The sequence below is a fragment of the Streptomyces pseudoechinosporeus genome, from assembly GCF_054783935.1.
Genome location: NZ_BAAGPS010000009.1, coordinates 1 through 26,291, shown reverse-complemented (window position 1 = coordinate 26,291; position 26,291 = coordinate 1). Strand labels below are relative to the sequence as shown.

28 protein-coding genes are annotated in these 26,291 nt (G+C 70.3%); 14 read left to right on the top strand and 14 right to left on the bottom strand.

Annotated features, from left to right (window positions below):
* Positions 1 to 4 precede the first annotated feature (4 nt).
* From ACYVO6_RS11645 to amaP, 3 genes are read left to right on the top strand one after another with little or no spacing between them, the layout of a single operon-like run.
* Complete coding sequence (locus tag ACYVO6_RS11645; protein WP_461060086.1) at positions 5 to 397, top strand: Asp23/Gls24 family envelope stress response protein; 393 nt, start codon at positions 5 to 7, stop codon at positions 395 to 397.
* The gene (locus ACYVO6_RS11640) at positions 394 to 1,074 is read left to right on the top strand and encodes a DUF6286 domain-containing protein (protein WP_461060084.1); all 681 of its coding nucleotides are present in this window, start codon (positions 394 to 396) and stop codon (positions 1,072 to 1,074) included. The genes ACYVO6_RS11645 and ACYVO6_RS11640 overlap by 4 nt, the downstream gene beginning before the upstream one ends.
* Positions 1,075 to 1,080: 6 nt before the next feature.
* Positions 1,081 to 1,659, top strand: a complete 579-nt coding sequence (amaP, locus tag ACYVO6_RS11635; protein WP_461060082.1) for an alkaline shock response membrane anchor protein AmaP — start codon at positions 1,081 to 1,083, stop codon at positions 1,657 to 1,659.
* Between the two features lie 37 nt (positions 1,660 to 1,696).
* Here the strand turns inward: amaP and ACYVO6_RS11630 are convergent, their stop codons facing one another.
* The 8 genes from ACYVO6_RS11630 to ACYVO6_RS11595 all read right to left on the bottom strand — a co-directional run bounded on the left by ACYVO6_RS11630 (position 1,697) and on the right by ACYVO6_RS11595 (position 11,280).
* A complete protein-coding gene (locus ACYVO6_RS11630; RefSeq protein ID WP_461060080.1) occupies positions 1,697 to 2,452 on the bottom strand; it encodes an SDR family oxidoreductase in 756 nt (251 codons plus the stop codon).
* A 4-nt stretch (positions 2,453 to 2,456) separates the two neighbouring features.
* The gene (locus ACYVO6_RS11625) at positions 2,457 to 4,271 is read right to left on the bottom strand and encodes a glycoside hydrolase family 15 protein (protein ID WP_461061352.1); all 1,815 of its coding nucleotides are present in this window, start codon (positions 4,269 to 4,271) and stop codon (positions 2,457 to 2,459) included.
* Positions 4,272 to 4,379: 108 nt separating this feature from the next.
* On the bottom strand, positions 4,380 to 5,171 hold the full coding sequence (locus tag ACYVO6_RS11620; protein ID WP_461061350.1) for an SURF1 family cytochrome oxidase biogenesis protein: 792 nt from the start codon (positions 5,169 to 5,171) through the stop codon (positions 4,380 to 4,382).
* A 226-nt stretch (positions 5,172 to 5,397) separates the two neighbouring features.
* Positions 5,398 to 5,631 (bottom strand): hypothetical protein, encoded by a 234-nt coding sequence (locus tag ACYVO6_RS11615; protein WP_461060078.1) that lies wholly within the window; start codon positions 5,629 to 5,631, stop codon positions 5,398 to 5,400.
* A gap of 86 nt (positions 5,632 to 5,717) precedes the next feature.
* The gene (locus tag ACYVO6_RS11610) at positions 5,718 to 6,704 is read right to left on the bottom strand and encodes a DEDDh family exonuclease (RefSeq protein ID WP_461060076.1); all 987 of its coding nucleotides are present in this window, start codon (positions 6,702 to 6,704) and stop codon (positions 5,718 to 5,720) included.
* A 175-nt stretch (positions 6,705 to 6,879) separates the two neighbouring features.
* Positions 6,880 to 7,896: a CopD family protein gene (locus ACYVO6_RS11605; RefSeq protein WP_461060074.1), complete on the bottom strand. Its 1,017-nt coding sequence runs from the start codon at positions 7,894 to 7,896 to the stop codon at positions 6,880 to 6,882.
* Positions 7,897 to 8,111: 215 nt separating this feature from the next.
* On the bottom strand, positions 8,112 to 9,650 hold the full coding sequence (locus ACYVO6_RS11600) for a S8 family serine peptidase (RefSeq protein WP_461060072.1): 1,539 nt from the start codon (positions 9,648 to 9,650) through the stop codon (positions 8,112 to 8,114).
* 106 nt (positions 9,651 to 9,756) lie between these two features.
* Positions 9,757 to 11,280, bottom strand: coding sequence for a S8 family peptidase (locus ACYVO6_RS11595; protein WP_461060070.1), 1,524 nt, complete (start codon positions 11,278 to 11,280; stop codon positions 9,757 to 9,759).
* Positions 11,281 to 11,655: 375 nt separating this feature from the next.
* Here ACYVO6_RS11595 and ACYVO6_RS11590 point away from each other — a divergent pair, with 375 nt between their 5' ends.
* The 3 genes from ACYVO6_RS11590 (at position 11,656) to moaA (ending at position 14,809) form a co-directional block, all read left to right on the top strand.
* Positions 11,656 to 12,012, top strand: coding sequence for a DUF485 domain-containing protein (locus tag ACYVO6_RS11590; protein ID WP_461060068.1), 357 nt, complete (start codon positions 11,656 to 11,658; stop codon positions 12,010 to 12,012).
* Positions 12,009 to 13,658: a solute symporter family protein gene (locus ACYVO6_RS11585; RefSeq protein WP_461060067.1), complete on the top strand. Its 1,650-nt coding sequence runs from the start codon at positions 12,009 to 12,011 to the stop codon at positions 13,656 to 13,658. Before ACYVO6_RS11590 ends, ACYVO6_RS11585 begins: the two co-directional genes overlap by 4 nt.
* A 161-nt stretch (positions 13,659 to 13,819) precedes the next feature.
* Entirely contained in the window at positions 13,820 to 14,809 is a 990-nt protein-coding gene (gene moaA, locus ACYVO6_RS11580) for a GTP 3',8-cyclase MoaA (RefSeq protein WP_461060065.1), read from the top strand.
* 121 nt (positions 14,810 to 14,930) lie between these two features.
* On the opposite strand, the gene ACYVO6_RS11575 is transcribed toward moaA, so the two are convergent.
* Both ACYVO6_RS11575 and ACYVO6_RS11570 read right to left on the bottom strand, forming a co-directional pair.
* The gene (locus ACYVO6_RS11575; RefSeq protein ID WP_461060063.1) at positions 14,931 to 15,176 is read right to left on the bottom strand and encodes a hypothetical protein; all 246 of its coding nucleotides are present in this window, start codon (positions 15,174 to 15,176) and stop codon (positions 14,931 to 14,933) included.
* A gap of 230 nt (positions 15,177 to 15,406) precedes the next feature.
* The gene (locus ACYVO6_RS11570; protein ID WP_461060061.1) at positions 15,407 to 15,793 is read right to left on the bottom strand and encodes a DUF3099 domain-containing protein; all 387 of its coding nucleotides are present in this window, start codon (positions 15,791 to 15,793) and stop codon (positions 15,407 to 15,409) included.
* A 212-nt stretch (positions 15,794 to 16,005) separates the two neighbouring features.
* Here ACYVO6_RS11570 and ACYVO6_RS11565 point away from each other — a divergent pair, with 212 nt between their 5' ends.
* Positions 16,006 to 16,281, top strand: coding sequence for a GlsB/YeaQ/YmgE family stress response membrane protein (locus ACYVO6_RS11565; protein WP_461060059.1), 276 nt, complete (start codon positions 16,006 to 16,008; stop codon positions 16,279 to 16,281).
* Between the two features lie 53 nt (positions 16,282 to 16,334).
* On the opposite strand, the gene tyrS is transcribed toward ACYVO6_RS11565, so the two are convergent.
* The 3 genes from tyrS to ACYVO6_RS11550 form a co-directional block, all read right to left on the bottom strand.
* Complete coding sequence (gene tyrS / locus ACYVO6_RS11560; RefSeq protein WP_461060057.1) at positions 16,335 to 17,603, bottom strand: tyrosine--tRNA ligase; 1,269 nt, start codon at positions 17,601 to 17,603, stop codon at positions 16,335 to 16,337.
* Between the two features lie 114 nt (positions 17,604 to 17,717).
* A complete protein-coding gene (locus ACYVO6_RS11555) occupies positions 17,718 to 19,112 on the bottom strand; it encodes a metallopeptidase TldD-related protein (protein ID WP_461060055.1) in 1,395 nt (464 codons plus the stop codon).
* Positions 19,109 to 20,632 carry a TldD/PmbA family protein gene (locus tag ACYVO6_RS11550; protein ID WP_461060053.1) on the bottom strand — a complete coding sequence of 508 codons (1,524 nt, stop codon included), beginning with the start codon at positions 20,630 to 20,632 and terminating at the stop codon, positions 19,109 to 19,111. Before ACYVO6_RS11550 ends, ACYVO6_RS11555 begins: the two co-directional genes overlap by 4 nt.
* A 187-nt stretch (positions 20,633 to 20,819) precedes the next feature.
* Here ACYVO6_RS11550 and fabG point away from each other — a divergent pair, with 187 nt between their 5' ends.
* The 3 genes from fabG to ACYVO6_RS11535 all read left to right on the top strand — a co-directional run bounded on the left by fabG (position 20,820) and on the right by ACYVO6_RS11535 (position 22,839).
* Complete coding sequence (gene fabG / locus ACYVO6_RS11545) at positions 20,820 to 21,524, top strand: 3-oxoacyl-[acyl-carrier-protein] reductase (RefSeq protein ID WP_461060051.1); 705 nt, start codon at positions 20,820 to 20,822, stop codon at positions 21,522 to 21,524.
* Between the two features lie 3 nt (positions 21,525 to 21,527).
* Positions 21,528 to 22,295: an enoyl-ACP reductase FabI gene (fabI, locus tag ACYVO6_RS11540; protein WP_461060049.1), complete on the top strand. Its 768-nt coding sequence runs from the start codon at positions 21,528 to 21,530 to the stop codon at positions 22,293 to 22,295.
* Between the two features lie 193 nt (positions 22,296 to 22,488).
* Positions 22,489 to 22,839 carry a hypothetical protein gene (locus ACYVO6_RS11535; RefSeq protein WP_461060047.1) on the top strand — a complete coding sequence of 117 codons (351 nt, stop codon included), beginning with the start codon at positions 22,489 to 22,491 and terminating at the stop codon, positions 22,837 to 22,839.
* Between the two features lie 4 nt (positions 22,840 to 22,843).
* Here the strand turns inward: ACYVO6_RS11535 and ACYVO6_RS11530 are convergent, their stop codons facing one another.
* Entirely contained in the window at positions 22,844 to 23,533 is a 690-nt protein-coding gene (locus ACYVO6_RS11530; protein WP_461060045.1) for a FadR/GntR family transcriptional regulator, read from the bottom strand.
* A gap of 49 nt (positions 23,534 to 23,582) precedes the next feature.
* On the opposite strand from ACYVO6_RS11530, the gene ACYVO6_RS11525 reads away from it, so the two are divergent.
* The 4 genes from ACYVO6_RS11525 to ACYVO6_RS11510 all read left to right on the top strand — a co-directional run bounded on the left by ACYVO6_RS11525 (position 23,583) and on the right by ACYVO6_RS11510 (position 26,114).
* Positions 23,583 to 24,956, top strand: coding sequence for a CynX/NimT family MFS transporter (locus tag ACYVO6_RS11525; RefSeq protein ID WP_461060043.1), 1,374 nt, complete (start codon positions 23,583 to 23,585; stop codon positions 24,954 to 24,956).
* A gap of 51 nt (positions 24,957 to 25,007) precedes the next feature.
* Positions 25,008 to 25,124, top strand: a complete 117-nt coding sequence (locus ACYVO6_RS11520) for an SGM_5486 family transporter-associated protein (protein WP_106972257.1) — start codon at positions 25,008 to 25,010, stop codon at positions 25,122 to 25,124.
* A 178-nt stretch (positions 25,125 to 25,302) separates the two neighbouring features.
* Entirely contained in the window at positions 25,303 to 25,518 is a 216-nt protein-coding gene (locus ACYVO6_RS11515; RefSeq protein ID WP_189324530.1) for a hypothetical protein, read from the top strand.
* A 77-nt stretch (positions 25,519 to 25,595) separates the two neighbouring features.
* Positions 25,596 to 26,114, top strand: coding sequence for a SixA phosphatase family protein (locus ACYVO6_RS11510; protein WP_461060040.1), 519 nt, complete (start codon positions 25,596 to 25,598; stop codon positions 26,112 to 26,114).
* Positions 26,115 to 26,291 lie beyond the last annotated feature (177 nt).

Sequence of the window (26,291 nt, the reverse complement as noted above, 5' to 3'; positions counted from 1 at the left end):
GCACGTGACCGGTGAGCCCGCCGCGGCCGGAGCACCCATCCGGTCCGGCAGCCTCGGCCGGACCGTCGCACCGGCCGAGCGCGGTGCGACCCGCATCGCCGACCGGGTCGTCGCGAAGATCGCCGCGCAGGCGGCACGTGAGGCCCTGGACGTGCTGCCTCCGGACGCCGGGCCGCCGCACGCCACCGTCGTCGTCCACCACGACGTCGCCCGGGTCCGGGTCGGCCTCGAACTCGACTACCCCTCCGACATCGGCGCCCAGTGCGCCGCCGTGCGTCGCCAAGTCACACAGCGGGTAAGGATGTTGGCGGGTATGGAGGTGCCCGAGGTCGCCGTCCAGGTGGAGCGCCTGCACTCCGCGCAGGCACGCGGCGCGGCACAGGGGAGGACCCAATGAGCGAGTCCCAGGGCTCCGAGAGCACCCGTCAGCTGCCCGTCATCGAGAAGGCGGCCGAGAGCGAACTCGGCCAGTCCGCGTCCGCGGCGGCGTACGACCCGCTGCCCACCTCCGACGCCGCGGAGGACGGGGACGGTCGCTTCTGGTCTGTACGTCGTGTCCCCGCGGGCATCCTCGCGCTGCTGGTCCTGGCCGGCGCGGGCCTCCTGCTGTACGACGTCGTCGCCGTGCGCTTCGACCGGCCCGCCATGGCGTGGCGCAGGTCCCTCGCGCGGGAGCTCGCCGAGCGGCCCCTCGACGACACCTGGGTGCTCGTCGGCGCCGGCGTCGCCGCTGCTCTCGGCGTCTGGCTGCTCGTGCTCGCCGTGACGCCCGGCCTGCGGGACGTACTGCCGATGCGTCGCCCGCACGCCGACGTACGGGCCGGCCTGCATCGGGGCGCCGCCGCCATGGTGCTGCGCGACCGGGCCATGGAGGTCTCCGGGGTGCGCTCGGTACGGGTCCGGGTGGGGCGTACGAAGGTCGACGTGCGGGCGGTGTCGCACTTCCGTGAACTCGACGACGTACGCGCCGACTTGGACACCGCGCTCGCCGACGGCATCAAGGGACTCGGGCTGGCCCGGCGGCCCGCCCTGTCGGTGCATGTCGCGCGGCCGAGCGGGAAACGGAAGGGGTGACGGCCGGTGCTGAGGATCGTGAACCGTGTTCTGGTGGGGCTCGCGGGCCTGCTCCTGGTCGTGGGCGGCGGCTCCGTGCTCGCCGTGGGCCTCGGCCTCGATCCGCCCTCGTGGTGGGTCCATGACGGGCAGCGGGACGTGCTGCTGAGCGATGCGGACCGTACGCGCTGGCGGGACGACGGCTGGTGGTGGCCCACCGTCATCGCCGTACTCTCCGTCGCCGTGCTGCTCGCCGTGTGGTGGCTGACGGCGGTGCTGCGACGGCGCCGGCTCGCCGAGGTGCTCGTCGACACCGGCGACGGCGAGGGCGCGTTGCTGCGCGGGCGGGCCCTGGAGGGCGTACTGGCCGGTGAGGCGGGCGCGCTGGACGGCGTGCAGCGCGCACAGGCGGCGCTGACCGGCCGGCGCAGCACCCCTCAGGCGCGGGTCCAGTTGCTCCTCGAACCGCACGCCGACCCCGGCGACGCACTCCACCGCCTGACGACTCAGGCCCTCGCCCACGCCAGGGACTCCGCCGGCCTGGCCTCGCTGCCCGCGCAGGTGCGCCTGCGCGGGGTCAAGCACCGGGCGGAACGGGTGACTTGAGTACGAAGCCCGGCCAGAAGCCCTGGACTCCGTACCCCTAGAAGCCGCGTCGCGCCCCGCCGTCCACCGGCAGCATGATTCCCGTGAGGTACGACGCCGCCGGTGACAGGAGGAAGGCGGCCGTCCGCCCGAACTCCTCCGGCGTGCCGTACCGACGGAGCGGAATCCGCGCCTCGTTGGCCGCGCGGGTGGCCTCCGGGTCGGGGGACAGGCCGTCGAGCTGGCGCATGCGATCCGTGTAGATACGGCCCGGAAGCAGGCCCACGACGCGGATGCCGCGCGGGCCGAGCTCGTCCGAGAGCGACTTGGCGAAGCCCGCGAGGCCCGGGCGCAGGCCGTTGGAGATGGTCAGGCCCGGGATCGGCTCGTGCACCGAACCGGAGAGCACGAAGCCGATGACCCCGCCCTCGACCAGCTCCGCGGCAGCCGCGCGGGCCAGCCGGACCGCGCCCAGGAAGACGGACTCGAACGCCGACTGCCACTGCTCGTCCGTGTTGTCGGCGGCGAAGCCGGGCGCCGGGCCGCCGACGCTGATCAGGATGCCGTCGAAGCCGCCGAAGCGCTCGCGCGCGGCCGCCATCAGGTTCGCCGAGGCCGCGGGGTCGGCGTTGTCGACGGCGACTCCGTGGGCGTTCGGGCCGAGTGCCGCGGCGGCCTCGGCCACCGTCTTCTCGTCCCGGCCCGTGATGATCACCTTCGCGCCGTCGGCGAGGAGTTCCCGCGCGGAGGCGTTGCCCAGGCCGCGGGTGGCCCCGGTGACGACGTAGACACGGTCCTTCAGTCCAAGATCCATGCCCCTATCCTGCCCCCTCCTCGCCGAACAAGGTGAGGGCGGTGCCCACCAAGCCGATATGACTGAACGCCTGCGGGAAGTTGCCGAGCTGACGGCCCCCGACGGGGTCGTACTCCTCGGACAGCAGCCCCACGTCGTTGCAGAGCGCGAGCAGGCGCTCGAACAGCTCGCGCGCCTCTTTCGTACGCCCCGTCAGATGCAGCGCGTCCGCGAGCCAGAACGAGCAGACCAGGAACGCGCCCTCACGGCCCGGCAGCCCGTCGATCAGCGTCTGCTCCGAGGAGTACCTGCGCAGAAAGCCGTTGTGCGCGAGCTCGTCGCGGATCGCGTCGATCGTGCCGGTCACCCGCGGATCGTCCGGCGGCAGAAAGCCGATACGGGGGATGAGCAGCAGCGAGGCGTCCAGTTCGCGGGAACCGTAGGACTGCGTGAAGGTGTTCCGCTCCGGGTCGTAGCCGCGCTCGCACACCTCGCGGTGCACCTCGTCGCGCATCGCGCGCCAGTGGTCCGGGTCGCCGGGCAGGCCGGGGTTCTCCTCCAGGGCCCGGGCGGTGCGGTCGGCGGCCACCCACGCCATGATCTTCGAGTGGACGAAGTGGCGGCGCGGACCGCGTACCTCCCACAGCCCCTCGTCGGGCCTGCGCCAGTTCGAGCGCAGGAACTCCATCAGGGCCTCCCGCAGCCGCCACATGTGCGGCTTGGTCGGCAGGCCCGCGCGCAGCGCCAGCGCCAGGGAGTCGATGACCTCGCCGTACACGTCGAGCTGCAACTGACGTACGGCGTCGTTGCCGACCCGGACCGGACCCGTGCCGCGGAACCCGGGCAGCCACGGCAGCTCGTACTCGGGGATCCGCCGCTCGCCCGCGAGCCCGTACATGATCTGCAGATCCGCCGGGTCGCCCGCCGCCGCGCGCAGCAGCCAGTCGCGCCAGGCCTCCGCCTCCTCCTGGTAGCCGCAGGCCAGCAGCGCGCCCAGGGTGAGCGTGGAGTCGCGCAGCCAGCAGTGGCGGTAGTCCCAGTTGCGTACGCCGCCGATCTCCTCCGGGAGCGAGGTGGTGGGCGCCGCGACGATGCCGCCGGTCGGCGCGTACGTGAGGGCCTTGAGGGTGATCAGGGAGCGGACGACCGCGTCCCGGTGCGGGCCCCGGTAACGGCAGCGGGCCGCCCACGCCCGCCAGTCGTCGACGCTGGAGGCCAGCGCGTCGTGCGGGTCGACGAGCGGGGGGCGCGGCTCGTGCGAGGGATGCCAGGTCATCACGAAGGCGACCTTTTCGCCCTCGGCGACCGTGAACTCCGAGTGCGTGCCGTAGTCCTTGCCCCAGGTGCGCACTTTGGGTTCGCTGCGCAGCCACACCGAGTCCGGGCCCGCCACGGCCACCCGATGGCCGTCGGACTTGCGCATCCACGGCACGATCGAGCCGTAGTCGAAGCGCAGCCGCAGTGTGCTGTGCATGGTCACGCGGCCCTTGAGCCCCTCGACGACGCGTACGACGTCGGGGGCGCGGTCGCGCTGCGGCATCAGGTCGGTGACGCGTACCGTCCCGTCGGCGGTCTCCCACTCCGTGTCGAGCACGAGCGACTGAGGCCGGTACGCCCGCCGCGTGCAGGCCCCCGCCCCCTTCGGCGCGAGCCTCCAGTGACCGTTCTCCTCGTCCCCCAGCAGCTTCGCGAAGCAGGCCGCCGAGTCGAACCGGGGCAGGCACAGCCAGTCGATCGATCCGTCCCGCCCGATCAGGGCGGCGGTCTGGTGGTCGCCGATCAGCGCGTAGTCCTCGATGGCGGGGACGGCCTCGTCCGCCTCCTCGGCTTCGCGGGGCACGTCGGACCCGTCGGATGCGCCGGGCTCGTTCGATGCGTGCACGGGTGGTGGGTTCCCGTGACGTCGGGTGACCAATCCCGGCGGGTGCCGCCGGGTCGGCGGTTACGGCTATACGGCGGCCGGTGTCGCCTCCGGCGCTTCCGCCTTCGCCGTGGCCTCCGCCCGGTCCCGGCGCTCACGGCGGACCAGGATCACCCAGCCGACGGGGACGCCCGCGGCGAAGAGCCACCACTGGATGGCGTACGCGTAGTTCAGTGCGGCGTCCTCGTTGCCGGGCCTGCCGATCAGCTCCGGGGTGTTGCCCTTCGGCGCGGGTGCTGTCTGCACGATGAAGCCGCCGAGCACCTGCTCGCCGAGGCGGCGGGCCTCCTGCTCGCTGTTGATCAGCATGATCTGCCGGTCCGGCAGCCCTTCGAGGTTCTTGATGCCGCTCGCCGCGGTCGTCTCGTCGGGCATGAGCCGCCCGGTGACGGTGATCTCGCCGCGGGGCGGTGCGGGGATCTTGGGGAACGCCGTCTGGGTCGGGGCCCCGGGGATCCAGCCTCGGTTGACGAGCAGGACCTTGCCGTCGTGGAGGACGAAGGGGGTCAGGACGTGGTAGCCGACCTCGTCGTCGGAGTTGGTGCGGCGGCGGACGACGACCTCGTCGTCGGTGGCGAAGCGGCCCTTCGCGGTCACGCTGCGGTACCGCTCGTCGGTGGTGACGGTGTGTCCGGGGGAGGTGAGCTTCTCCACGGGCACCGGCTTGGCGTCCAGCGCCTCGGAGACCAGCTGGTTCCGGGCGGTGCGCTCCTCGTAGCGGTGCATCTGCCAGATACCCAGCCTGATCATCGTGGGGATGAGGAGGAGGGCGGCCAGCGTGAGGATCACCCACTGCCGGGACAACAGGAAGCGGTACACCCCATTGACGTTACCTCGCATGAATCGGCCCTCGACGGGAGGGTCCCGCCGAGGGCTGTGTCGATCGTGCGCCTGCGGAGCGCTACAGCCGGTGTCGAGGGCGCGACCGTGCTCAGCCCTCCTTCGTCGGGCCTCCGCGCTCCCCCCAGACTTCGTCCGGGGGACCCCCACGCGCCCTCGACACCGTCGCGCTCCTCCGGCGCACCGAACGTGCGCAAAGGGCGCCTCATACTTTGTCGATGATCCCCACCTTCCCCTCCGAGCGGGCGCAGTGCGCCCCGCAGAACCACTGGCCTCCGACCTCGACTCCCTGGCCGATGATCTGGACGCGACAGTGCTCGCAGATGGGTGCCATACGGTGGATGGCGCAGGCGAAACAGTCGAAGACGTGAATCGCGCCCTGCGCGTGCACCTCGAAGGACATCCCGTAGTCGTTTCCGCAGACCTCGCAACGTGCCATGCGCCACAGGGTGGGCCGCCGCGACGGCACGGGCGAGCGGCCGCGGGGCGAGTCGCCCGCCAATCACCCGTACGCCCCGTCACGCTCTAGGCCGGCTCCACATCCAGAAGCAGCTGTCCGAAGGCCGCCTCGTCGACGACCGGTGTGCCGAACTGGCGGGCCTTGACCGCCTTGGACGTACCGGAGTCCGGGTCGTTCGTGACGAGGAGGCTGGTGAGCCGGGACAGGCTCGTCGCGACATGCAGTCCGGCGTCGACGGCCCGGTCCTCCAGGAGCTCGCGGTCGACGGAGGTGTCCCCGGAGAACGCGATCCGCATGCCCTGCTTGAGCGGCTTGCCCGGTTCGTATCGGCCCGGGTTGGGGTAGGGGCACGCGGGCCGCTTGCGGGAAGGGCGCCAACTCCCGGGCCCGTAACCGCCGTAGCCCCCACCGCCGGACGGCCGGCTGCTGCGCGGCGCGGATCCGTCCGCCCACTCCGTGAGCGGCCGGCACTCCAGCAGAGGCAGCCGCAGACCGTCGCGCGCGGCGGCGTGCAGGCTCGGCCGGAACGCCTCGGCGAGCACGCGCGCGTCGTCCAGCGCGTGGTGCGCGCGCTGCTGTACGACGCCGAAGTGCGCGGCGAGCGACTCCAGCTTGTGGTTGGCCAGGGGCAGGCCCAGCTCCTTGGAGAGCGCGATGGTGCACAATCGCTGCCGGACCGGCGCCTCGCGCTCCGCGCGCGCGTACTCCCGCGCGATCATCGACCAGTCGAAGACGGCGTTGTGCGCGACGAGCACCCGGCCGTCGAGCCGGGCCGCGAACTCCTCGGCGATGTCCGGGAAAAGGGGTGCCCCTTCGAGCGCCTCGCTCGTCAGACCGTGGATCCACACCGGCCCGGGATCCCGCTCTGGATTGACCGTCGTGTACCAGTGGTCCTCGACCTCGCCGCGCGCGTCCAGCCGGTAGACCGCGGCCGACACTATGCGGTCGTCGCGGGCCAGGCCGGTGGTCTCCACGTCGACCACCGCGTATCCCTGCGGATACGCGGCCGGCCACGAGGCTGCGGACGCTGCGGTCGTACGGTCTTCGAGCATGGTCACCGAGGATAAAGGGCACGACTGACAGCCCGTTCGCCGGAGTCCGCTCTTCCGGCCCTCGAGCCGCCGGAGTCTGCCGGCGCCGAGGAAGTGGCCGATCCGGTCTCGGAGACGGTCACGGGGACGATCGTGTGAGCCCAGGCCGCCGCGAGCGCCACGCGCGCGTGCGCGGTCACCAGCGAATCGGCACCGGCAGCGCCGTAAGCACGGCGGACACCGCGACCACCGCCCCCAGGGCGACGACCTCCGCACGGGCGGGGGAGTAGGCGCTGAGCGGGTCGGCGGCCCTGCGCAGACGCCGCCGTGCGCACAGGGCGAGGACGGCGACGGCGGCCACGAGGAGCAGCTTGGCGAGCAGGGTGCGCCCGTACGCCGTTGTCGTCAGCTGTTCCAGGACCGTGCCGGCCGGCATCCGGCGCAGGGTGCTGCCCACGCCCGTCATGGTGATCGCGGCGAACAGAACGGCCGCCACGCGCGCGTAGAGCCCGAGAAGCGCGGCGCCCGCCTCCGGGTCACGCCAGCGCCGCAGCAGGCGCAGAACGTGCAGCAGGCCGCCCGCCCACAGGGCCGCGCACGTCACATGAACGAGCGTCAGGCCCGAGCCGAGCAGTGGGCTGTACTCCGTGGTGGGATGGGCCCGCAGCGCCTCCGCGACGGCCACCGCGGCGAGCGGCCACACCTGGGTCGCCGGGCGCCGGGACAGGGCGCACAGGCCCGCCACGACGAACGCGTTGACCTCCAGGAGCGCGAGCACGCCGTCCCGGGTCTCGTACAGGCCGCCGATGTCCATGTCGGAGAAGCGACGCGGCAGCAGGTTGCCGGTGGCCACGACCGAGGCGAGGCCGAGCGCGGCGACGAAGCCGGCGGCCGCCGCGGCAGGGGCCCAACTGCGGGGCGTGTCGTCCAGGGGAGCGCCCGGCACACGGCGGGCCAGCCGGGCGGCGAACAGTTCGCCCGCCGAGACGCACACCGCCGCGAACAGGACCGTACGCAGCAGGGCGACCTCCTCGCCGGCGGGTGCGGCGGCCTCGCCCGTGCCGCGCAGGGCGGTGGGTGGCCCGAGCAGCGGGATCAGCGCGGCGAGGCCCACCAGGGCGATGGCGGCGACGGCCCGTCGGCCTCCGGCCGCGGTCGCCCGGGCGGCGCCGACCTCACCGCCCGCGTCGGCACTCGGTCTTATCGAACTCACCTCAGGATCTTCACCAGTCGTTCAGATCCGGGCAAGCCCTGGAGAACAACTGGTGCGGAACAACATTCCATCCCTGCATACGCCTCCGGCCGCCCGTACGACTCAGCGCCACCGGCCGCCCGCGGCGGCCTCTCGAACCGACCACCGCGTACGAGAGCCGGGCGACCCCTGGGTCGCCCGGCTCAACTCCCCGCAGGGAGGCACTGCTTGGTCTGCTACTTCGTCACCGCGTCCAGCGCGTCGGCGGTGCCCCAGCCATAGAACCCGTTGCGGTTCTTGCCGCCCTCGCAGACCGCGTCGATCTTGCCGTCGCCGTCGATGTCGTACGGGTCGGTGCACGGTGTGGCGTCGGCCTCGGCGTACAGGAGGGCCTTCACCAGTGCCGCCGGGGCGTACGGGTGCGTCGACTTGATGAGCGCGGCCACGCCCGCGACGTGCGGGGAGGCCATCGACGTACCGGCCATGTAGCCCCACTTGCCGCCGGGCACCGGGCCCAGGATGAGGCCGCTGGTGGCGGGCGGGGCCGGGGTCTGGAACGCCGTCGAGTCGCCGCCGGGAGCGGCGATGTCGATGACGCCCAGGCCGTGGTTGGAGAAGGACGACTTGAGGCCCTTCGCGCCGGTCGCCGCGACCGTGACGACACCCGGCAACTGGGTCGGGATGTCAAGGCACTCGGACGGGTCGATCACGCGGTCCGAGGGCGTGGAGTCGTTCGGCGAGATCGTGTCGGTGATCTCGTCCGCCGCGAGGTCGTTGTTGTCGTTGCCCGCCGCAGCGACGTTGACCACACCCTTCCTCTCGGCGTACCGCGTGGCCCGCGAGTGGGCCTCGACGAGGGCCTTCTGGTCCGGGTCGTTCGTGCAGTTGAAGAGCCACGGGTCGGTGAAATAGCTGTTGTTGGTGACGTCCACACCGTGCTCCGCCGCCCACATGAAGCCGCAGACGACGGCTTCCGTGTAGAAGAACCCGTCCGGGTTGGACACCTTGATGCCGGAGACCTTCACGCCCGGCGCGACACCCGTGACACCGACGCCGTTCTTGGCGGCCGCGATCTCACCCGCGACATGCGTGCCGTGCGGGCTCTCGGAGGCGCTCGGCCGCCACGCCCCGTCGGCCGTGTCGGGCTTGCCCGACACGCAGTTGACCGACGCCTCGCGGTCGAAGTTCGGCGCGATGTCGGGGTGCGTGTCGTCCACGCCGGTGTCGATCACGGCGACCGTGACGTCCCGGCTGCCGAGCGACTTCTCGTGCGCCTTGTCCGCCTTGATGGCGGGCAGATCCCACTGCAGGGGCTCCAACGGGTCCTGCCCGGCCGCCGCTTCGACGTCCGCGACCTGCTCCGAGGTGAGCACCTTGGGCGTACCGACATCGGTCGTGGACTGCGCGGGCAGCGGCGCCGTACGCGTCGAGCCCGCCGACTCCACACCGCGTACCTTGCGGATGGTCTTCGCGAAGTCGGCGTTCGACGAGTGGACGACGATCACGCCGATCTTGTCGTACGACGTCACGACGGTGCCGCCGGCCTTGGTGATGGCCTTCTTCACGTAAGAGGAAGTGCCGTGACCGGGACGGACGTTGACGACATAGCTGAGCGAGGTCGCCTTCGCCGAGGGGGCCGAGGCCGACGGCGCGTCGTCCTCTCCCGAAGGGGCCGCCGTGGCGCTGGTGTTCGGCAGGAAGGCGAGTGCCGTCGCCATGGCCATCCCGAGCGGGATCGCTGTGACACGGCGGGAGCGCGTATGAGGCGCTGTCATGGATGTCTCCAGTTCGTTCGCTGTACGAGCGGTACGGGCCGTGCGGGGCCGGGTCCGAGGAGGCTCTACGGAAGTGTCGTACGTCCGAAGTGGCCTACAAACCCGTCTACTTGACCGCTCGCAGCGCGTTGACGATGCCGTAACCGTAGAAGCCGTTCACGCGCTCGCCGCCCTCGCAGGTGGCGTCCACGACACCGTCGCCGTTACCGTCGTAGTCCGTCGGGCAGGCCTGGCTGTCCGCCTGCGCCTTCAGCAGCGCCTGGAGCTGGCCCGGAGTCGCCCACGGGTACTTGGACTTGAGCAGCGCGGCGACCCCGGAGGCGTGCGGCGCCGCCATCGACGTGCCTTGCAGGTAGCCGTACGCGTTGTTCGGCATCGTGGACAGGATCCGGCCGTTCTTCGACGGGGTGTCCGGGATCTGGTACCGGTCTCCGCCCGGCGCCGCGATGTCGACGACGCCCTTGCCGTACGTGGAGTAGTACGACTTGAGGTTCTGCACGCCGGTCGCGCTGACCGTGACGATGCCCGGCAGCTGGGTCGGCACGTCGAAGCACTCGTGCGGATCGATGGTGCGGGTGACCGGGGTCGTGTCGTTGGGGCTGGTGTCGTCGACGATCGCGTCCGAGTCGAGGTCGTGGTTGGAGTTGCCCGCGGAGGCGAGGTGGAGGGTGCCCTTCTTCGTGGCGTACTGCTGGGCCCGGTTCACCGCGTCGACGATGGCCCGCTGGTCGGGGTCGTCCATGCAGTTGTAGAGATACGGGTCCACGTAGTAGCTGTTGTTGGTGATCTCCACGCCGTGGTCGGCGGCGAACACGAAGGCGCAGACGACGCTCTCCGGGTAGAACAGGCCGTTCTCCCGGTCGGTCACGTTGATGCTGGAGACCTTCACGCCGGGCGCGACACCGGCCACGCCGACGTCGTTGCGGGCCGCGGCGATCTCACCGGCCACGTGCGTGCCGTGGTAGTCCTCTGGGGTGTACGGGCGCCAGGCGCCCTCGCTGGTGTCCGCCACGCCACCGGCGCAGTTGGCCGACTGGGACGCGGAGAAGTTCGGGGCGAGGTCCGGATGGGTGTCGTCGACGCCGGTGTCGATCACGGCGACTGTGACCTTCTTGCTGCCCGGGTTGATCTCCGCGGCCTTGTCGGCGCCGATCGCGCGCAGGTCCCACTGGTCGGCCTCGAGGGGCTCCTCGGCGGCCGTGCCCCTGGCCTCGACCTTGGCGGCTTCGGCGGCCGACAGATACTGCGCCGCGCCCTCGTCCGTCGTCCCCGCCGGCGTCAGAGGCGCGGTGCGCGTCTGACCTGCGGACTGCACCCCGCGTACGGCACGAATCTGCTTGCCGAAGTCCGGGTTGGTCGAGTGGACGACGATGACGCCGATGTTCTTGTACGTCGCGACAACCGTGCCATCGGCCTTGGCTATCGCCTTCTTCACCGACTCGATCGTGCCGTGGTCCGTCTTCTTCGTGTTGACCACGTACGCGAGGTTCGGGCCCTCCTCCGCAGCCACGGCGGGGGCGTCGACCGGGGCGGCCGACGCGACGCCCGGCAGGAAGCCGAGCGAGGCGGTGAGGGACAGCACGAGCGGCACGGCGAGCGCAAGACGGCGTCTGGAGCGCAGATGAGCCATGGGGTCTCCACATCATCCGGAAAAGGAACCGGCCCGAACACAGGTGGTGCTCGGGCAGGTACATGACTTGAGTGGTGCAGTGGCGAAGCTATCCCCCGTGATCCCTGGCCAGCAACGACTTACAGGAAATGACTTCCGAAAGAACGGCCGGGCGTTGAACCGGTCTTCGCGTCGCCCCGTGACCTTGGGCAGGGGCGAGAGCAACAGCGAGCCCCTGTTGGATCACGCCCGTAAGGCCCTAGCATCGCCACTCGGCCCACGTGATCCACACCTCCGTGAGGTCACAACACAGCCATGTCCAGAGCCAGTTCAACCCTTTACCCCCATCCGCCCGCTTCCGATTCGGACGCCGCAACCGCAACGCGAGGAGACTCCGTGGCTACCGACGCACCGCCCCCCTCGAAATCCCAGCCTCACCTCCCCACCACCGAGGAGTTCGTCGAGGTGCAGGAGAGCGCTGAGTTCGGTGAACTACGCCGCTCCCACCGCTCCTTCGCCTTCCCGCTGACCGTCGGCTTCATCAGCTGGTACCTGCTGTACGTCCTGCTGTCGAACTACGCGGGCGGCTTCATGGGCACCAAGCTGTTCGGCAACATCAACGTCGCCCTCGTCTTCGGTCTCGCCCAGTTCCTCACCACGTTCCTCATCGCCTGGTGGTACGAGCGGCACTCCTCCAGCAAGCTCGACCCCAAGGCCGAAGCGATCAAGTCCCGAATGGAGGGCGGCGAATGAGCCCCGCGATCACTCAGGTCCAGCTCGCCGCGAGCGAAGTGCAGCTCGCCGCGAACGAGGCCAGCGAGCACCGGCCGCTGATCATCTCCCTGTTCGCCGCCTTCGTCATCGCCACCCTCTTCATCACCGTATGGGCGGGCCGGCAGACCAAGGACGCCTCCGACTTCTACGCGGGCGGACGGCAGTTCAGCGCCTTCCAGAACGGACTCGCCGTCTCCGGTGACTACATGTCCGCCGCGTCCTTCCTGGGCATCGCGGGCGCCATCGCCCTCTTCGGATACGACGGCTTCCTGTACTCCATCGGCTTCCTGGTCGCTTGGCTGGTGGCCCTGCTCCTGGTCGCCGAGCCGCTGCGCAACTCCGGCCGGTACACGATGGGCGACGTCCTCGCGTATCGCATGCGCCAGCGCCCGGTGCGTACTGCGGCAGGCACCTCCACGATCGTCGTCTCGATCTTCTACCTGCTGGCTCAGATGGCGGGTGCCGGCGTCCTCGTCTCGCTGCTGCTCGGCATCACCTCCGACGCCGGCAAGATCCTCATCGTCGCCCTCGTCGGCGTCCTGATGATCGTGTACGTCTCCATCGGCGGCATGAAGGGCACCACCTGGGTCCAGATGGTCAAGGCCGTGCTGCTCATCAGCGGCACCATCCTGATCACCTTCCTGGTGCTGCTGAAGTTCAACTTCAACATCTCCGACCTGCTCGGCACGGCCGCCGAGAACAGCGGCAAGGGCACCGCCTTCCTGGAGCCCGGTCTCCAGTACGGCGCGACCGGCACCACCAAGCTGGACTTCATCTCCCTCGGTATCGCCCTGGTGCTCGGCACCGCCGGCCTGCCGCACATCCTGATCCGCTTCTACACGGTGCCCAACGCCAAGGCCGCCCGGAAGTCCGTGAACTGGGCGATCGGCATCATCGGCGGCTTCTACCTGATGACCATCGCGCTCGGCTTCGGCGCCGCGGCGCTGATCTCGCAGGAAGAGATCATCGCGTCCAACAAGTCCGGCAACACGGCGGCGCCCCTGCTCGCTCTGCACCTGGGCGGCGTCGACTCGGCCTGGGGTGCGATCCTGCTCGCCGTGATCTCGGCGGTGGCCTTCGCGACGATCCTTGCCGTGGTCGCCGGCCTCACCCTCGCCTCGTCGTCCTCGTTCGCCCACGACATCTACGCGAACGTCATCAAGAAGGGCAAGGCCACCGAGAAGGAGGAGGTCAGGGCGGCCCGTCTGGCGACCATCGGCATCGGCGCCGTCTCCATCCTCCTGGGTTCCCTCGCCCGCGACCTGAACGTCGCAGGCCTCGTCGCCCTCGCCTTCGCGGTCGCCGCCTCCGCCAACCTGCCGACGATCCTCTACAGCCTGTTCTGGAAGCGGTTCACCACCCAGGGCGCCCTGTGGTCGATCTACGGCGGTCTGATCGTGGCCGTCGGCCTGGTGCTGTTCTCGCCCGTCGTCTCCGGCGACCCCACGGCGATGTTCCCCGACGTCGACTTCTCCTGGTTCCCGCTGAAGAACCCGGGCATCATCTCCATCCCGTTCGGCTTCCTGATGGGCTGGCTCGGCACCATCCTGTCCAAGGAGGAGCCGGACACCGGCAAGTACGCCGAGCTGGAGGTGCGCTCCCTCACCGGTACCGGGGCCCACTGAGGTTCCCGTCCTCGCGGCCGCGTCGTAGATCTCTGGAGGTCTCTACGACGCGGCCGCGTCGCGTTTGGTGTGATCCGGCTGCCGTCGTTGTCGGTCCTGTCACGTAGGCTCGCTGGTGACTGGGATTCATATGAGTGTTCGCGCGAGTGGAGGGGGCCCACGTGCTCATCGACACCTATGGCCGTGTGGCCACCGATCTGCGTGTGTCGCTGACGGACCGTTGCAATCTGCGGTGCACGTACTGCATGCCCGAAGAGGGCCTGCAGTGGCTCGCCAAGCCCGACCTGCTCACGGACGACGAGATCGTCCGCCTCATCGACATAGCCGTACGGCAGTTGGGCATCACCGAGGTCCGCTTCACCGGCGGCGAGCCTCTGCTGCGCCCCGGGCTCGTCGGCATCGTGGAGCGCGTGGCCGCGCTTGAGCCACGCCCTCAGATGTCCCTGACCACCAACGGCATCGGCCTCAGGCGTACGGCGACGGCCCTGAAGGCGGCGGGCCTGGACCGGGTGAACGTCTCCCTGGACACGCTGCGCCCCGACGTCTTCAAGACCCTCACCCGCCGCGACCGCCACAAGGACGTCATCGAGGGCCTCGAAGCCGCCCGCGAGGCGGGCCTGAACCCGGTCAAGGTCAACACCGTCCTGATGCCGGGGCTGAACGACGACGAGGCCCCGGACCTGCTGGCCTGGGCCGTGGAACACGACTACGAACTGCGCTTCATAGAGCAGATGCCGCTCGACGCCCAGCACGGCTGGAAGCGCGAGGGCATGGTCACCGCCGGCGACATTCTCGCCTCGTTGCGCACCCGCTTCGAACTCACCGAGGAGGGCTCCGAGAAGCGGGGCGCGGCCCCGGCCGAGCGCTGGCTGGTCGACGGCGGGCCGCACCGCGTCGGTGTCATCGCCTCGGTCACCCGCCCGTTCTGCTCGGCCTGCGACCGTACGAGGCTCACGGCCGACGGCCAGGTCCGCACCTGCCTCTTCGCCCAGGAGGAGACCGACCTGCGCGCCGCCCTGCGCTCGGACGCGCCGGACGAGGAGATCGCCCGCATATGGAAGCTGGCGATGTGGGGCAAGAAGGCAGGCGCCGGCCTGGACGACCCGTCGTTCGTGCAGCCGGAGCGACCGATGTCGGCCATTGGTGGCTGATTGCTCAGCCTTCTGTCTTCAGCCTCGAGCGGGGGGGACCCCCATCGCGGCGGAGCCGCACAATGTCACAGCCCCGGGCCCCTATGGGGCGCGGTAGTGCACGCGCGTCAGCGCGACGTGCTCAGGTCTCCGGGGACTCCGGGGGCTCCCAGTCCGCCAGGAGCACGACGTCCTTCAAGAAGCCCCGTACGCCAAGAAACTTGGACAGATGCTCGCGGTGCTCCTCGCACGCCAGCCATGTCTTGCGGCGGTCCGGGGTGTGCAGCTTCGGGTTGTTCCAGGCGAGCACCCACACCGCCTCGGCCCGGCAGCCCTTGGCGGAGCAGATGGGCGAGGCCGGATCGGAGCCGGGGACGTTCAGGATCACGCCCCGACCCTAACGCCTCGACCGCATCCGAAGAGCTGCGGAAAAGGCGACGCCGAGCAGCCACGGGGGGAGCTGCCCGGCGTCGGTCTGTCGCTCCGACGGGGGATGCGGAGCGCGTACGAAGTATGTCACGGGTAACCCGCTGCCCGGCACCGGAACAGCATGATTGATCTGAGCTTTTCTTGAGCTTGGTGCCGCCGTGAAGGTCCGGCGCCACGGATCGGCGGTGGTCAGGTCCGCTCGTGCGGCTCGTCCTGGGCGCCGGCCGGGGAATCGGCCGCGACGTCCTCCGGGACGGATTCCGCGGCGTCGCCCGGGCCGGGCGCCGTGAGCATCGGCCGGGTGGGCACGGTGACGAACGTCGACGGCAGCGACGGCGCGTTCTCCCGGCCCGCGTTGGCGATCACCACGGCGATGTACGGGAGGACGGCGCCGAGCACCAAGGCGACGACGGCGACGTGTCGTTCGACGTTCCAGAGGGTGGTCGCGAGGATCACGGCGACCGTACGGACGGACATCGAGATGATGTAGCGGCGCTGCCTGCCGCGTACGTCGTCGGCGAGCCCCTGCCTGGCCCCGGTGATCCGGAAGACCTCGGCTTCGCTGTGCTTCCGCATCACGTTCCACCACCCGCCTGTATCGGACGCGCACCGGTCCGTACCACCTCCCACGGTACGCCGCGCATGCGCCGCGTTCGAGACCGGGTCCCGTCCCGTCCGGGCCGGGGGCCGCTGCGTCGTACCGCGTATGGCGGTGCCCGGCATGCGTCGTACGACGGCCAGGCCGAAGCTGGGCGAAACGCTCGCGTAGAGCCGTACAGGAGGCAGCCATGGGCTGGTTGTGGGCGATCATCGTCGGCTTCGTGCTTGGTCTGCTGGCCAAGGCGATCATTCCGGGCAAGCAGCACAGCCCGCTCTGGCTGACCACGATCTTCGGGATGGTAGGCGCCATCGTGGGCAACTCGATCGCCCGCGGTATCGGCATCGACGAGACCCGTGGCATCGACTGGGGTCGCCACGGCCTCCAACTCGCCGCCGCGGTCGTCCTCGTCTTCCTCGGCGACATGCTGTACACGGCCGTACGGGGCGGCAGACAGAGAGCCTGACGGTACGACGAAGGGGGTGGCCGGTCGGCCACCCCCTCCACCGTGCACTGTGCTCAGCCGCCCGTGACCTCCACCGCCGCAAGGTTCTTCTTGCCGCGCCGCAGCACCAGCCACCGCCCGTGCAGCAGGTCCTCCTTGGCGGGGACGGCGTCCTCGCCGGCGACCTTGTCGTTGTTCACGTACGCCCCGCCCTCCTTGACCGTCCGGCGCGCGGCCGACTTGCTGGCCACCAGGCCGACCTCGGCGAAGAGGTCCACCACCGGGCCCAGCTCGGCGACCTGGATGTGCGGCACCTCGGACAGCGCCGCACTCAGCGTCGCCTCGTCCAGCCCACCCAGCTCACCCTGACCGAAGAGGGCGCGCGACGCGGCGATCACGGCGGCCGTCTGCTCGGCGCCGTGCACCAGCGTCGTCAGCTCCTCGGCCAGCGCCCGCTGGGCGGTCCGGGCCTGCGGACGCTCCTCGGTGACCTTCTCCAGCTCCTCCAGCTCCTCGCGGGACTTGAAGGACAGGATCCGCATGTACGCCGAGATGTCCCGGTCGTCCGCGTTCAGCCAGAACTGGTAGAACGCGTACGGCGTCGTCATCTCGGGGTCCAGCCAGATGGCACCGCCCTCGGTCTTGCCGAACTTCGTGCCGTCCGCCTTGGTCATCAGCGGTGTCGCCAGCGCATGGACCTCGGCATGCGGCTCCAGGCGGTGGATCAGGTCCAGGCCCGCCGTGAGGTTGCCCCACTGGTCACTGCCGCCCTGCTGGAGCGTGCAGCCGTACCGGCGGTAGAGCTCCAGGAAGTCCATGCCCTGGAGCAGCTGGTAGCTGAACTCCGTGTAGCTGATGCCCTCCTCGGACTCCAGGCGCCGGGCGACCGAGTCCTTCGTGAGCATCTTGTTGACGCGGAAGTGCTTGCCGATGTCCCGCAGGAACTCGATGGCCGACATCCCGGCCGTCCAGTCCAGGTTGTTCACCATCACCGCGGCGTTCTCACCCTCGAAGGACAGGAACGGCTCGATCTGCCCGCGCAGCCGGTTGACCCAGTTCGCGACCGTCTCCGGATCGTTCAGCGTGCGCTCCGCCGTCGGGCGCGGGTCGCCGATCTGGCCGGTCGCCCCGCCCACCAGGGCCAGCGGGCGCAGGCCCGCCAGCTGAAGGCGGCGCATGGTGAGGACCTGCACCAGGTGGCCGACGTGCAGACTGGCCGCCGTCGGGTCGAAGCCGCAATAGAACGTGACGGGACCGTCCGCGAGCGCCTTGCGCAAAGCGTCCTCGTCAGTGGACAGGGCGATCAGCCCGCGCCACTTCAGCTCGTCGACGATGTCCGTCACGGTTCTCGTATCTCCTTGGATGATCTTCGGGCGGTCGAGTGACAGCCGACTACGAGGTTATACGTCCCGACTGACAGAGCCCACGCCGTAATGCGCCCTGCGTCAGCCCTGGCGTCATACGCCCTGACTGACGGAACTCATGTTGAAGTCCGGGATGCGCAGAGGTGGCATCGCGGCCCGGGTGAACCAGTCGCTCCACTCCCTCGGCAGCGTCTTCTCCGTGCGCCCCGCCTCGCCTGCCCGCCCCAGCAGATCCACCGGCGACTCGTTGAACCGGAAGTTGTTCACCTCGCCCGTGACCTCGCCGTTCTCGACGAGGTAGACGCCGTCGCGGGTCAGGCCGGTCAGCAGCAGCGTGGCCGGGTCGACCTCGCGGATGTACCAGAGGCAGGTCAGCAGCAACCCGCGCTCGGTCGCGGCGACCATCTCCTCGAGGGACTTGTCCTCCCCGCCGTCGAGGATCAGGTTGCCGATGGCGGGAGCCACCGGCAGTCCGGTCAGGCCCGCGCTGTGCCGGGAGCTGATCAGATGCGCCAGCTCGCCCGCACGGATCCACTCGGTGGCCTGGAGGGGCAGCCCGTTGTCGAACACCGAGGAGTCGCCTCCGGAGGAGTGCGCGAGCTCGAAGGGCGCGCACTCCAGGCCCGGCTCGTTCGGGTCGCTGCGCAGCGTCAGGGGCAGCTCGGCGAGCTTCTCGCCGATGCGCGTACCGCCGCCGGGCTTGCTGAACACCGTCCGGCCCTCGGCCGCGTCCCGGGCCGACGACGCCCACATCTGGTAGATCAGCAGGTCCGCGACGGCGGTCGGCGGCAGCAGCGTCTCGTACCGCCCGGCCGGCAGCTCGACGCGCCGCTCGGCCCACCCGAGCCGTGTGGCCAGCTCCGCGTCCAGCGCCGCCGGGTCCACGTCCTTGAAGTCCCGCGTCGACCGCCCCGCCCACGCGGAGCGTGTACGGTCCGGCGACTTGGCGTTCAACTCCAGCGTGCCGTTGGGCTGGTCGTGCCGCAGGCGCAGCCCCGTCGACGTACCGAGGTAGCTGGAGACGAGTTCGTGGTTGGCGAAGCCGTACAGCTCGCGTCCGCCCTCACGCGCGCGGGCGAAGGATTCGCCGAGCGCCGGGGCGAAGTCCGCGAAGACGCCCGACGAGGTCTCGGCGGGCGCGTCCGTGAACTCGGGGGATTCCGCGACCCCGGTCACCAGCGGCTGCGCGTCCTCGGCCGGGCCCGTGCCCCGGGCCGCCGCCTCGGCGGCCCGGACCAGCGGCTCCAGCTCGTCCGCCGTCACGGCCGAACGCGAGACGACCCCGGAGGACGTGCCCTCCTTGCCGTCGACGGTCGCGATGACGGTCAGCGTGCGCCCGCGCGTGACCCCGTTCGTGGTCAGCGCGTTGCCCGCCCAGCGCAGATTGGCGGTCGAGTGCTCGTCGGCGATCACGACGCAGCTGTCGGCCCGGGACAGCTCGAGAGCGCGCTCGACGACCTCGTGCGGCTTGTTCGTACGCGCGCTCATCGACCGGCCTCCTGGGTGGTGTTAAGGATGTTGACGCCCTTGAAGAGGGCGGACGGGCAGCCGTGTGAGACCGCCGCGACCTGGCCCGGCTGGGCCTTGCCGCAGTTGAAGGCACCGCCCAGGACGTACGTCTGCGGGCCGCCGACCGCGGCCATCGAGCCCCAGAAGTCGGTGGTCGTCGCCTGGTACGCGACATCCCGCAGCTGGCCCGTGATCCGCCCGTTCTCGATCTTGAAGAAGCGCTGCCCCGTGAACTGGAAGTTGTAGCGCTGCATGTCGATGGACCAGGACCGGTCGCCGACGACATAGATCCCGCGGTCGACGCCGCCGATCAGGTCCTCGGTGGAGAGCCCGCCGGGATCCGGCTGGAGCGACACATTCGCCATGCGCTGCACCGGCACATGGCCGGGGGAGTCGGCGTACGCGCATCCGTTGGACCGCTCGAAGCCCGTCAACTTCGCGATTCTGCGGTCGAGTTGATAGCCGACCAGCGTCCCGTCCCTGACCAGGTCCCAGGACTGCCCTGCGACGCCCTCGTCGTCGTACCCGATCGTCGCGAGCCCGTGCTCAGCGGTCCGGTCGCCCGTGACGTTCATCAGCTCGGAGCCGTACCTCAGCTTGCCCAGCTGGTCGAAGGTGGCGAAGGACGTCCCGGCGTACGCGGCCTCGTAGCCGAGCGCGCGGTCCAGTTCGGTGGCGTGCCCGATGGACTCGTGGATCGTCAGCCACAGGTTGGACGGGTCGACGACCAGGTCGTACGCCCCCGCCTCGACGCTCGGCGCCCGCATCTTCTCGGCGAGCAGCTCCGGGATCCGCTCCAGCTCGGACTCCCAGTCCCAGCCGGTGCCCGTGAGGTACTCCCAGCCGCGCCCGACCGGCGGCGCGATCGTCCGCATCGAGTCGAACTCGCCGCTCGACTCGTCGACCGCGACGGCGGTGAGCTGCGGATGCAGCCGCACGCGCTGCTGCGTGGTGACGGTCCCCGCCGTATCGGCATAGAACTTGTTCTCGTGCACGGTCAGCAGAGAGGCGTCCACATGGCTGACCCCGTCGGCCGCGAGCAGCCGCGCACTCCAGTCCGTGAGCAGCCCCACCTTCTCGTCGTCCGGCACGGAGAAGGGGTCGATCTCGTACGAGGAGACCCAGGTCTTCTCGGCGTGCACGGGCTCATCGGCCAGTTCCACGCGCTCGTCCGAACCCGCCGCCTTGATCACCTGCGCCGACAGCTTCGCCATCGCCACGGCCTGCGAGGCGACCTTCGCGGCGGCGTCCATCGTCATGTCGACACCGGAAGCGAACCCCCAGGTCCCGCCGTGCACCACCCGCACCGCGAACCCCAGATCCGTCGTGTCCGACGACCCGGACGGCTTGCCGTCCCGCAGCCGCCAGGCCGCACTGCGCACCCGCTCGAACCGGAAGTCGGCGTGCTCGGCGCCGAGTGCGCGGGCGCGGGCCAGCGCGGCGTCGGCCAAGGACCTGAGCGGTAGTGCCGTAAAGGCTTCGTCGATGGAATGAGGCACGGAGGTCTCCCTGCTGTCGTCGCCCTGTCAGGTCCGATCATGTCGCGCCGAGGGTCCTGCGGCCACACCTTTCTGTAGGGATCCGACAGTGAGTCCCGTACGCCACTGTTGGTGCTCGATTCCCCGTAAGGGGGGCGGCAACGATAGGTTTTCGAGGTACCAGACCGGCTATCGAAAGGGTGATCCGTTGAGCCGCTCGGTTCTCGTCACCGGAGGAAACCGGGGCATCGGCCTCGCCATCGCCCGCGCTTTCGCCGACGCGGGCGACAAGGTCGCGATCACGTACCGCTCGGGCGAGCCGCCAGCCGGCTTCCTCGCGGTCAAGTGCGACATCACCGACACCGAGCAGGTGGAGCAGGCCTACAAGGAGATCGAGGCCGAGCACGGCCCGGTCGAGGTGCTGATCGCCAACGCCGGCATCACCAAGGACCAGCTCCTGATGCGTATGTCCGAGGAGGACTTCACCTCGGTCATCGACACCAACCTCACCGGCACTTTCCGGGTCGTCAAGCGCGCCAACCGCGGCATGCTGCGCGCCAAGAAGGGCCGCGTCGTCCTCATCTCGTCGGTCGTCGGGCTGTACGGCGGTCCCGGCCAGGCGAACTACGCCGCCTCCAAGGCCGCCCTCGTCGGCTTCGCGCGCTCCCTCGCCCGCGAGCTGGGCTCGCGCAACATCACCTTCAATGTCGTCGCGCCGGGCTTCGTCGACACCGACATGACCAAGGTGCTCACCGACGAGCAGCGCGAGGGCATCGTGAAGCAGGTGCCGCTCGGCCGGTACGCGCAGCCCGAGGAGGTCGCCGCGACGGTGCGGTTCCTCGCTTCGGACGGCGCCTCGTACATCACTGGAGCCGTCATCCCCGTAGACGGCGGACTGGGAATGGGTCACTGAACCATGAGCGGAATCCTCGAGGGCAAGCGCGTCCTGATCACCGGTGTGCTGATGGAGTCCTCCATCGCCTTCCACACCGCCAAGCTGGCCCAGGAGCAGGGTGCCGAGATCATCCTGACCGCGTTCCCGCGGCCCACGCTGACCGAGCGCATCGCCAAGAAGCTCCCCAAGCCGACCAAGGTCATCGAGCTCGACGTCACCAATGACGAGCACCTCGGGCGGCTGGCCGACATCGTCGGCGAGGAGCTGGGTGGTCTCGACGGTGTCGTGCACTCCATCGGCTTCGCTCCGCAGGACGCACTCGGCGGCAACTTCCTCAACACGCCGTTCGAGTCCGTGGCCACCGCCATGCACGTCTCGGCGTACTCCCTGAAGTCGCTGACCATGGCCTGCCTGCCGCTGATGCAGAACGGCGGCTCGGTCGTCGGCCTCACCTTCGACGCCCAGTACGCCTGGCCGCAGTACGACTGGATGGGCCCGGCCAAGGCCGCGCTGGAGGCCACCAGCCGCTACATGGCGCGTGATCTGGGCAAGCAGAACATCCGCTGCAACCTGATCTCGGCCGGCCCGCTCGCCTCGATGGCGGCCAAGTCCATCCCGGGCTTCGCCGAGCTGGCCTCCGTGTGGGACAACCGCTCGCCCCTGGAGTGGGACCTCAAGGACCCCGAGCCGACCGGCCGCGGTGTCGTCGCGCTGCTCAGCGACTGGTTCCCGAAGACCACCGGCGAGATCATCCACGTGGACGGCGGTCTGCACGCGATCGGTGCGTGACGCTGCCGCTGTGGCTTGACCGGCTTGACTGATGGGTGAGGGCCCGCGACCTGCCGACCGTCTGGCAGGTCGCGGGCCCTCACCCATCACTCGTTCGGCCTACCCGGCCGGGCGGTCAGGGGTGGCAACTGCGCACTCTGGATCAGGCGTTCACCACGCGTCCCTCCCCGGCACGGCAGAGGAGGTCCCCCTTGTGCGCCTTTCCCCGCGCTTCGCTCCGCTGCTGGTCGTTCTCGCTCTCCCGCTGATACCGGCCTACGGCGATGCCCCGGACAACGCGAAAACGGCCCTCCACGCGCGCGTGCCCGTCGACAGGCCCTTCGGGGCGGAGTGCCGGATCAGGGTCGAGGGCTCGTATGTGACCGCGTACTGCCATAACCCGTATCCGGAGATCGACCGGGTCGCCCTGCACATCGAGTGCGACCGGTGGTGGGACATCGACAGCGACGGGACCCAGGTCGCGGTGGGGCCTACGCAGACCGTGCGTCTGGCCGGCCGGTGCTGGAAGGAGGTCCGCTCGGCGTGGGTCACGCACCGGAGGTGACGCGTCAGTCCCGGGAAGGGGCAGGACCCTTCGGGCGGCACAGGAACGGATAGCTCGCGGCCTCCGTGGCGGCGGACTCCGCGTCGCCCGCGCGGATCGCGTCCACCAGGCGTGTGTGGTCCATGTGCGTCTCGGGCGTCAGCTCCTCGCCCACGTCCTCGCGCAGCCAGTCGCGCACGACCTCGCCGAGGTCCGCGTACATCGCCGTCATGACGTCGTTGTGGGACGCGGCCACCACCGCCATGTGGAACGACGTGTCGGCGATGACGAAGGCCTCCGCGTCGCCCGACTCCCAGGCCTCCTCGCGGCGCACCAGGAGCGCGTCCAGCTGCTTCAGGTCGCGTTCGGTGCGGCGCTCGGCGGCCAGTTTCGCGGCGCTCGACTCCAGCGTGGAGCGCAGCTCGGCGATGTGCCGGGGGTCGGCGTCCGCGAAGCGGCGGTGCATCACGCCTGCCAGCTCGCTAGTCGCCACGACGTACGTGCCCGAGCCCTGGCGGATGTCGAGCAGGCCGTTGTGCGCGAGCGCGCGCACGGCCTCGCGAACCGTGTTCCGGGCCACGCCCAGCTGCTCGACCAGCTCCGGCTCGGTGGGGATGCGGGAGCCGACCGGCCATTCGCCCGAGGTGATCTGGCCGCGCAGCTCGGCGATGACCTGCTCGGACAGCGCCGATCGTCGGGGGTGGCTCAGGGGCATGGCATTTCTCCGTGGACAGGCGGTGGACAACCAATCATCCCATGATTCTATGATGGGCGGCATGGCAAGCGAGGAAACCCGTACGGAAACCCGGACGCCGACGTCCACATCCGAGCCCATGTCCCTACGCAGTTCCTCCGGAGCCGACGATTCCCCGAAGCCTGCGGCCCCGCGCGCGTGGGGGACGCGCCTGGTGATCGTCGGCCTCGTCCTCACGGCCCTCAACCTGCGGCCCGCGATCACCAGCCTCGGTGCCCTCCTCGAAGAGGTGCGCGACGGACTCGGCATGAGCGCCAGCGTCGCCGGACTGCTCACGTCCGTACCGACGCTCTGTTTCGCCGTCTTCGGTGTGATGGCACCGCGCCTCGCCCGCCGCTTCGGACCCGGCACCGTGGTGTGCGCCGGCATGGTGGCCATCACCGCGGGCCTGGCGATCCGGCCCTTCGCCGGGAACACGGCTGGCTTCCTCGCAGCCAGCGCCCTCGCGCTCATGGGCATCGCGGTCAGCAACATCCTGATGCCGGTGATCGTCAAGCGCTGGTTCCCGGACAGGGTCGGCTCCATGACCGGCCTGTACTCCATGGCCATGGCCCTCGGCACCGCCGCCCCGGCCGCCGTGACGGTGCCCATGACCGAGACCCTGGGCGGCAGTTGGCAGTCGGGGCTCGCCGTGTGGGCGGGCCTCGCGGCCGTTGCCGTGGTGCCGTGGATTCTTCTCGTACGCGAACGGGGGGCGCCCTCGGTTCCCGCTGCGGCCTCGGCTTCTGGCACGGCTTCGGCTTCTGGTGTGGCCGCGGCTCCCGTGGCACACCAGGAGCCGGACGCGCTGCGGATCACCCGGAGCCGTACCGCCTGGGCGCTCGCCGTCTTCTTCGGACTCCAGGCCACCGCCGCGTACATCACGATGGGGTGGATGCCGCAGATCTTCCGTGACGCGGGCGTCCCGGCGGACACGGCCGGACTGCTCCTCGCCGTCACGATGGTCATGGGCGTGCCGCTGGCGTTCGTCATCCCGCGCGTGGCCACGCGCCTGCCCCACCAGGGACCGATCGCGATCGCCCTCGGCCTGTGCGGCCTCACCGGATACGCGGGCCTCTACTTCGCCCCGGCCGGCGGCGCCTGGGTCTGGGCGCTACTGCTCGGCGTCGCCAACTGCGCCTTCCCGCTGGCCCTCACTCTGATCGGCATGCGGACCCGGTCCAGCGCCGGGGTCGCGAAGCTCTCGGCCTTCGCGCAGAGCACCGGTTACCTGATCTCGATCCCCGGACCGCTCCTGGTGGGCGTGCTCTACCAGCACAGCGGCGGCTGGGGGCTGCCGCTCGCACTCATGACGGCCCTGATGATCCCGCAGATCGTGGTGGGCTTCCTGGCCGGCCGCGATCGCACCGTCGAGGAGGAGGCCGCGCGCCGGGCCCGCCCTTGAGCGGCGGACCCCACCGGTGAGAGGGCGTACGAAGGGTGCGAGACTGGCCGTATGCCCGTGCTCGACCCGAACCCCAAGAACGGCCAGAAGAAGATGCTGCTCGTCTTCGGCGCCTTCTTCGCCATCTTCGTGATCATCGGCGTCATCGCGTCGATCGCTTCGCCGTGATGCCGTTGCCCCACCCCGGCAGGGGATGGTGGGGCTAGCCCCACCATCCCCTAGGGGGTGAGTGTCAGGGTCAAGTGGGTGGATCACCGGATGGGTTGAGGGCTCTTCATTCCGTAGCTTCGAAGTGTGGCCGCGAGGACGCGGATCCACGGATCGCTCGAAGACCCACGGAGGCGGCATGTCGGCCCGTACGCACACCCGGCACAGCTCGGCGACCAGGGGCGGCGTCGAGGCCCGGCTGCCCTGGTGGGCCGTCGCCCTGCCCGCGCTCGCCTTCGTCGCACTGCTGTTGCTGATACTCAACCCCGCGGACGCCCATGCGGCGAGCGGCGACCCCGCAGTCGGCGAGCTCATCGAGCGCATCCAGCAGACGGTGCTGCCCCAGGGCTCCTGAGCTGGAAGATCTGCCATGTCGGGGCAGCGTGCCAACTCTCTGCGCCCCATGGCGTGTTTCATGCGAAGCTGGGTTCCATGAGCGTCGCAGAACCCCGCAGGATTGTCCTCTTCCGGCATGCGAAAGCCGACTGGCCACAGGTGTCCGACCACGAGCGGCCGCTCGCTGAGCGGGGCCGCAAGGACGCCGCCGTCGCCGGACGCAAGCTGGCCGACACCGGCATCCCCTTCGATCTGGCCCTCTGCTCCACCGCGACCCGCACCCGCGAGACATGGAAACTCGCCGTTCAGGAGTTCCCACAGCGGCCGAAAACGGTCTACGAAGAGCGGCTGTACGAAGCCTCGCCAGGCGAGCTGATCGCCGTGCTCAACGAAACCCCGGACGACGTGCGGAACGTACTCCTGATCGGTCACAACCCCGGAGTGCAGGGCCTCGCCGACATCCTGGCCGGCCAGTCCGAGGGCGACGCCCGTGAGCGGATGAGCAGCCGCGATTTCCCCACCGCAGCGTTCGCCGTGCTCAGCTTCTCCGGCTCCTGGAAGACCCTGGAGCCTGGCCTGGGCACGCTGCTCGACTACTGGGCGCCGACCGAATAACCCGCCCCTACGTGGACGGGCCCGGCACCGCGAAGGCGCCGGGCCCGTCTGTGTCCGGTGCAGTACACCGCGCACCTAAGGAGGCCGCAGGCCTCTTAGTGCCTGTCCGCGAACTGATCATTTCGGGGCTGTGCGCGCGTGGGCGCGGGCGAGTCTGCGCCGCATGAGGATGGTCAT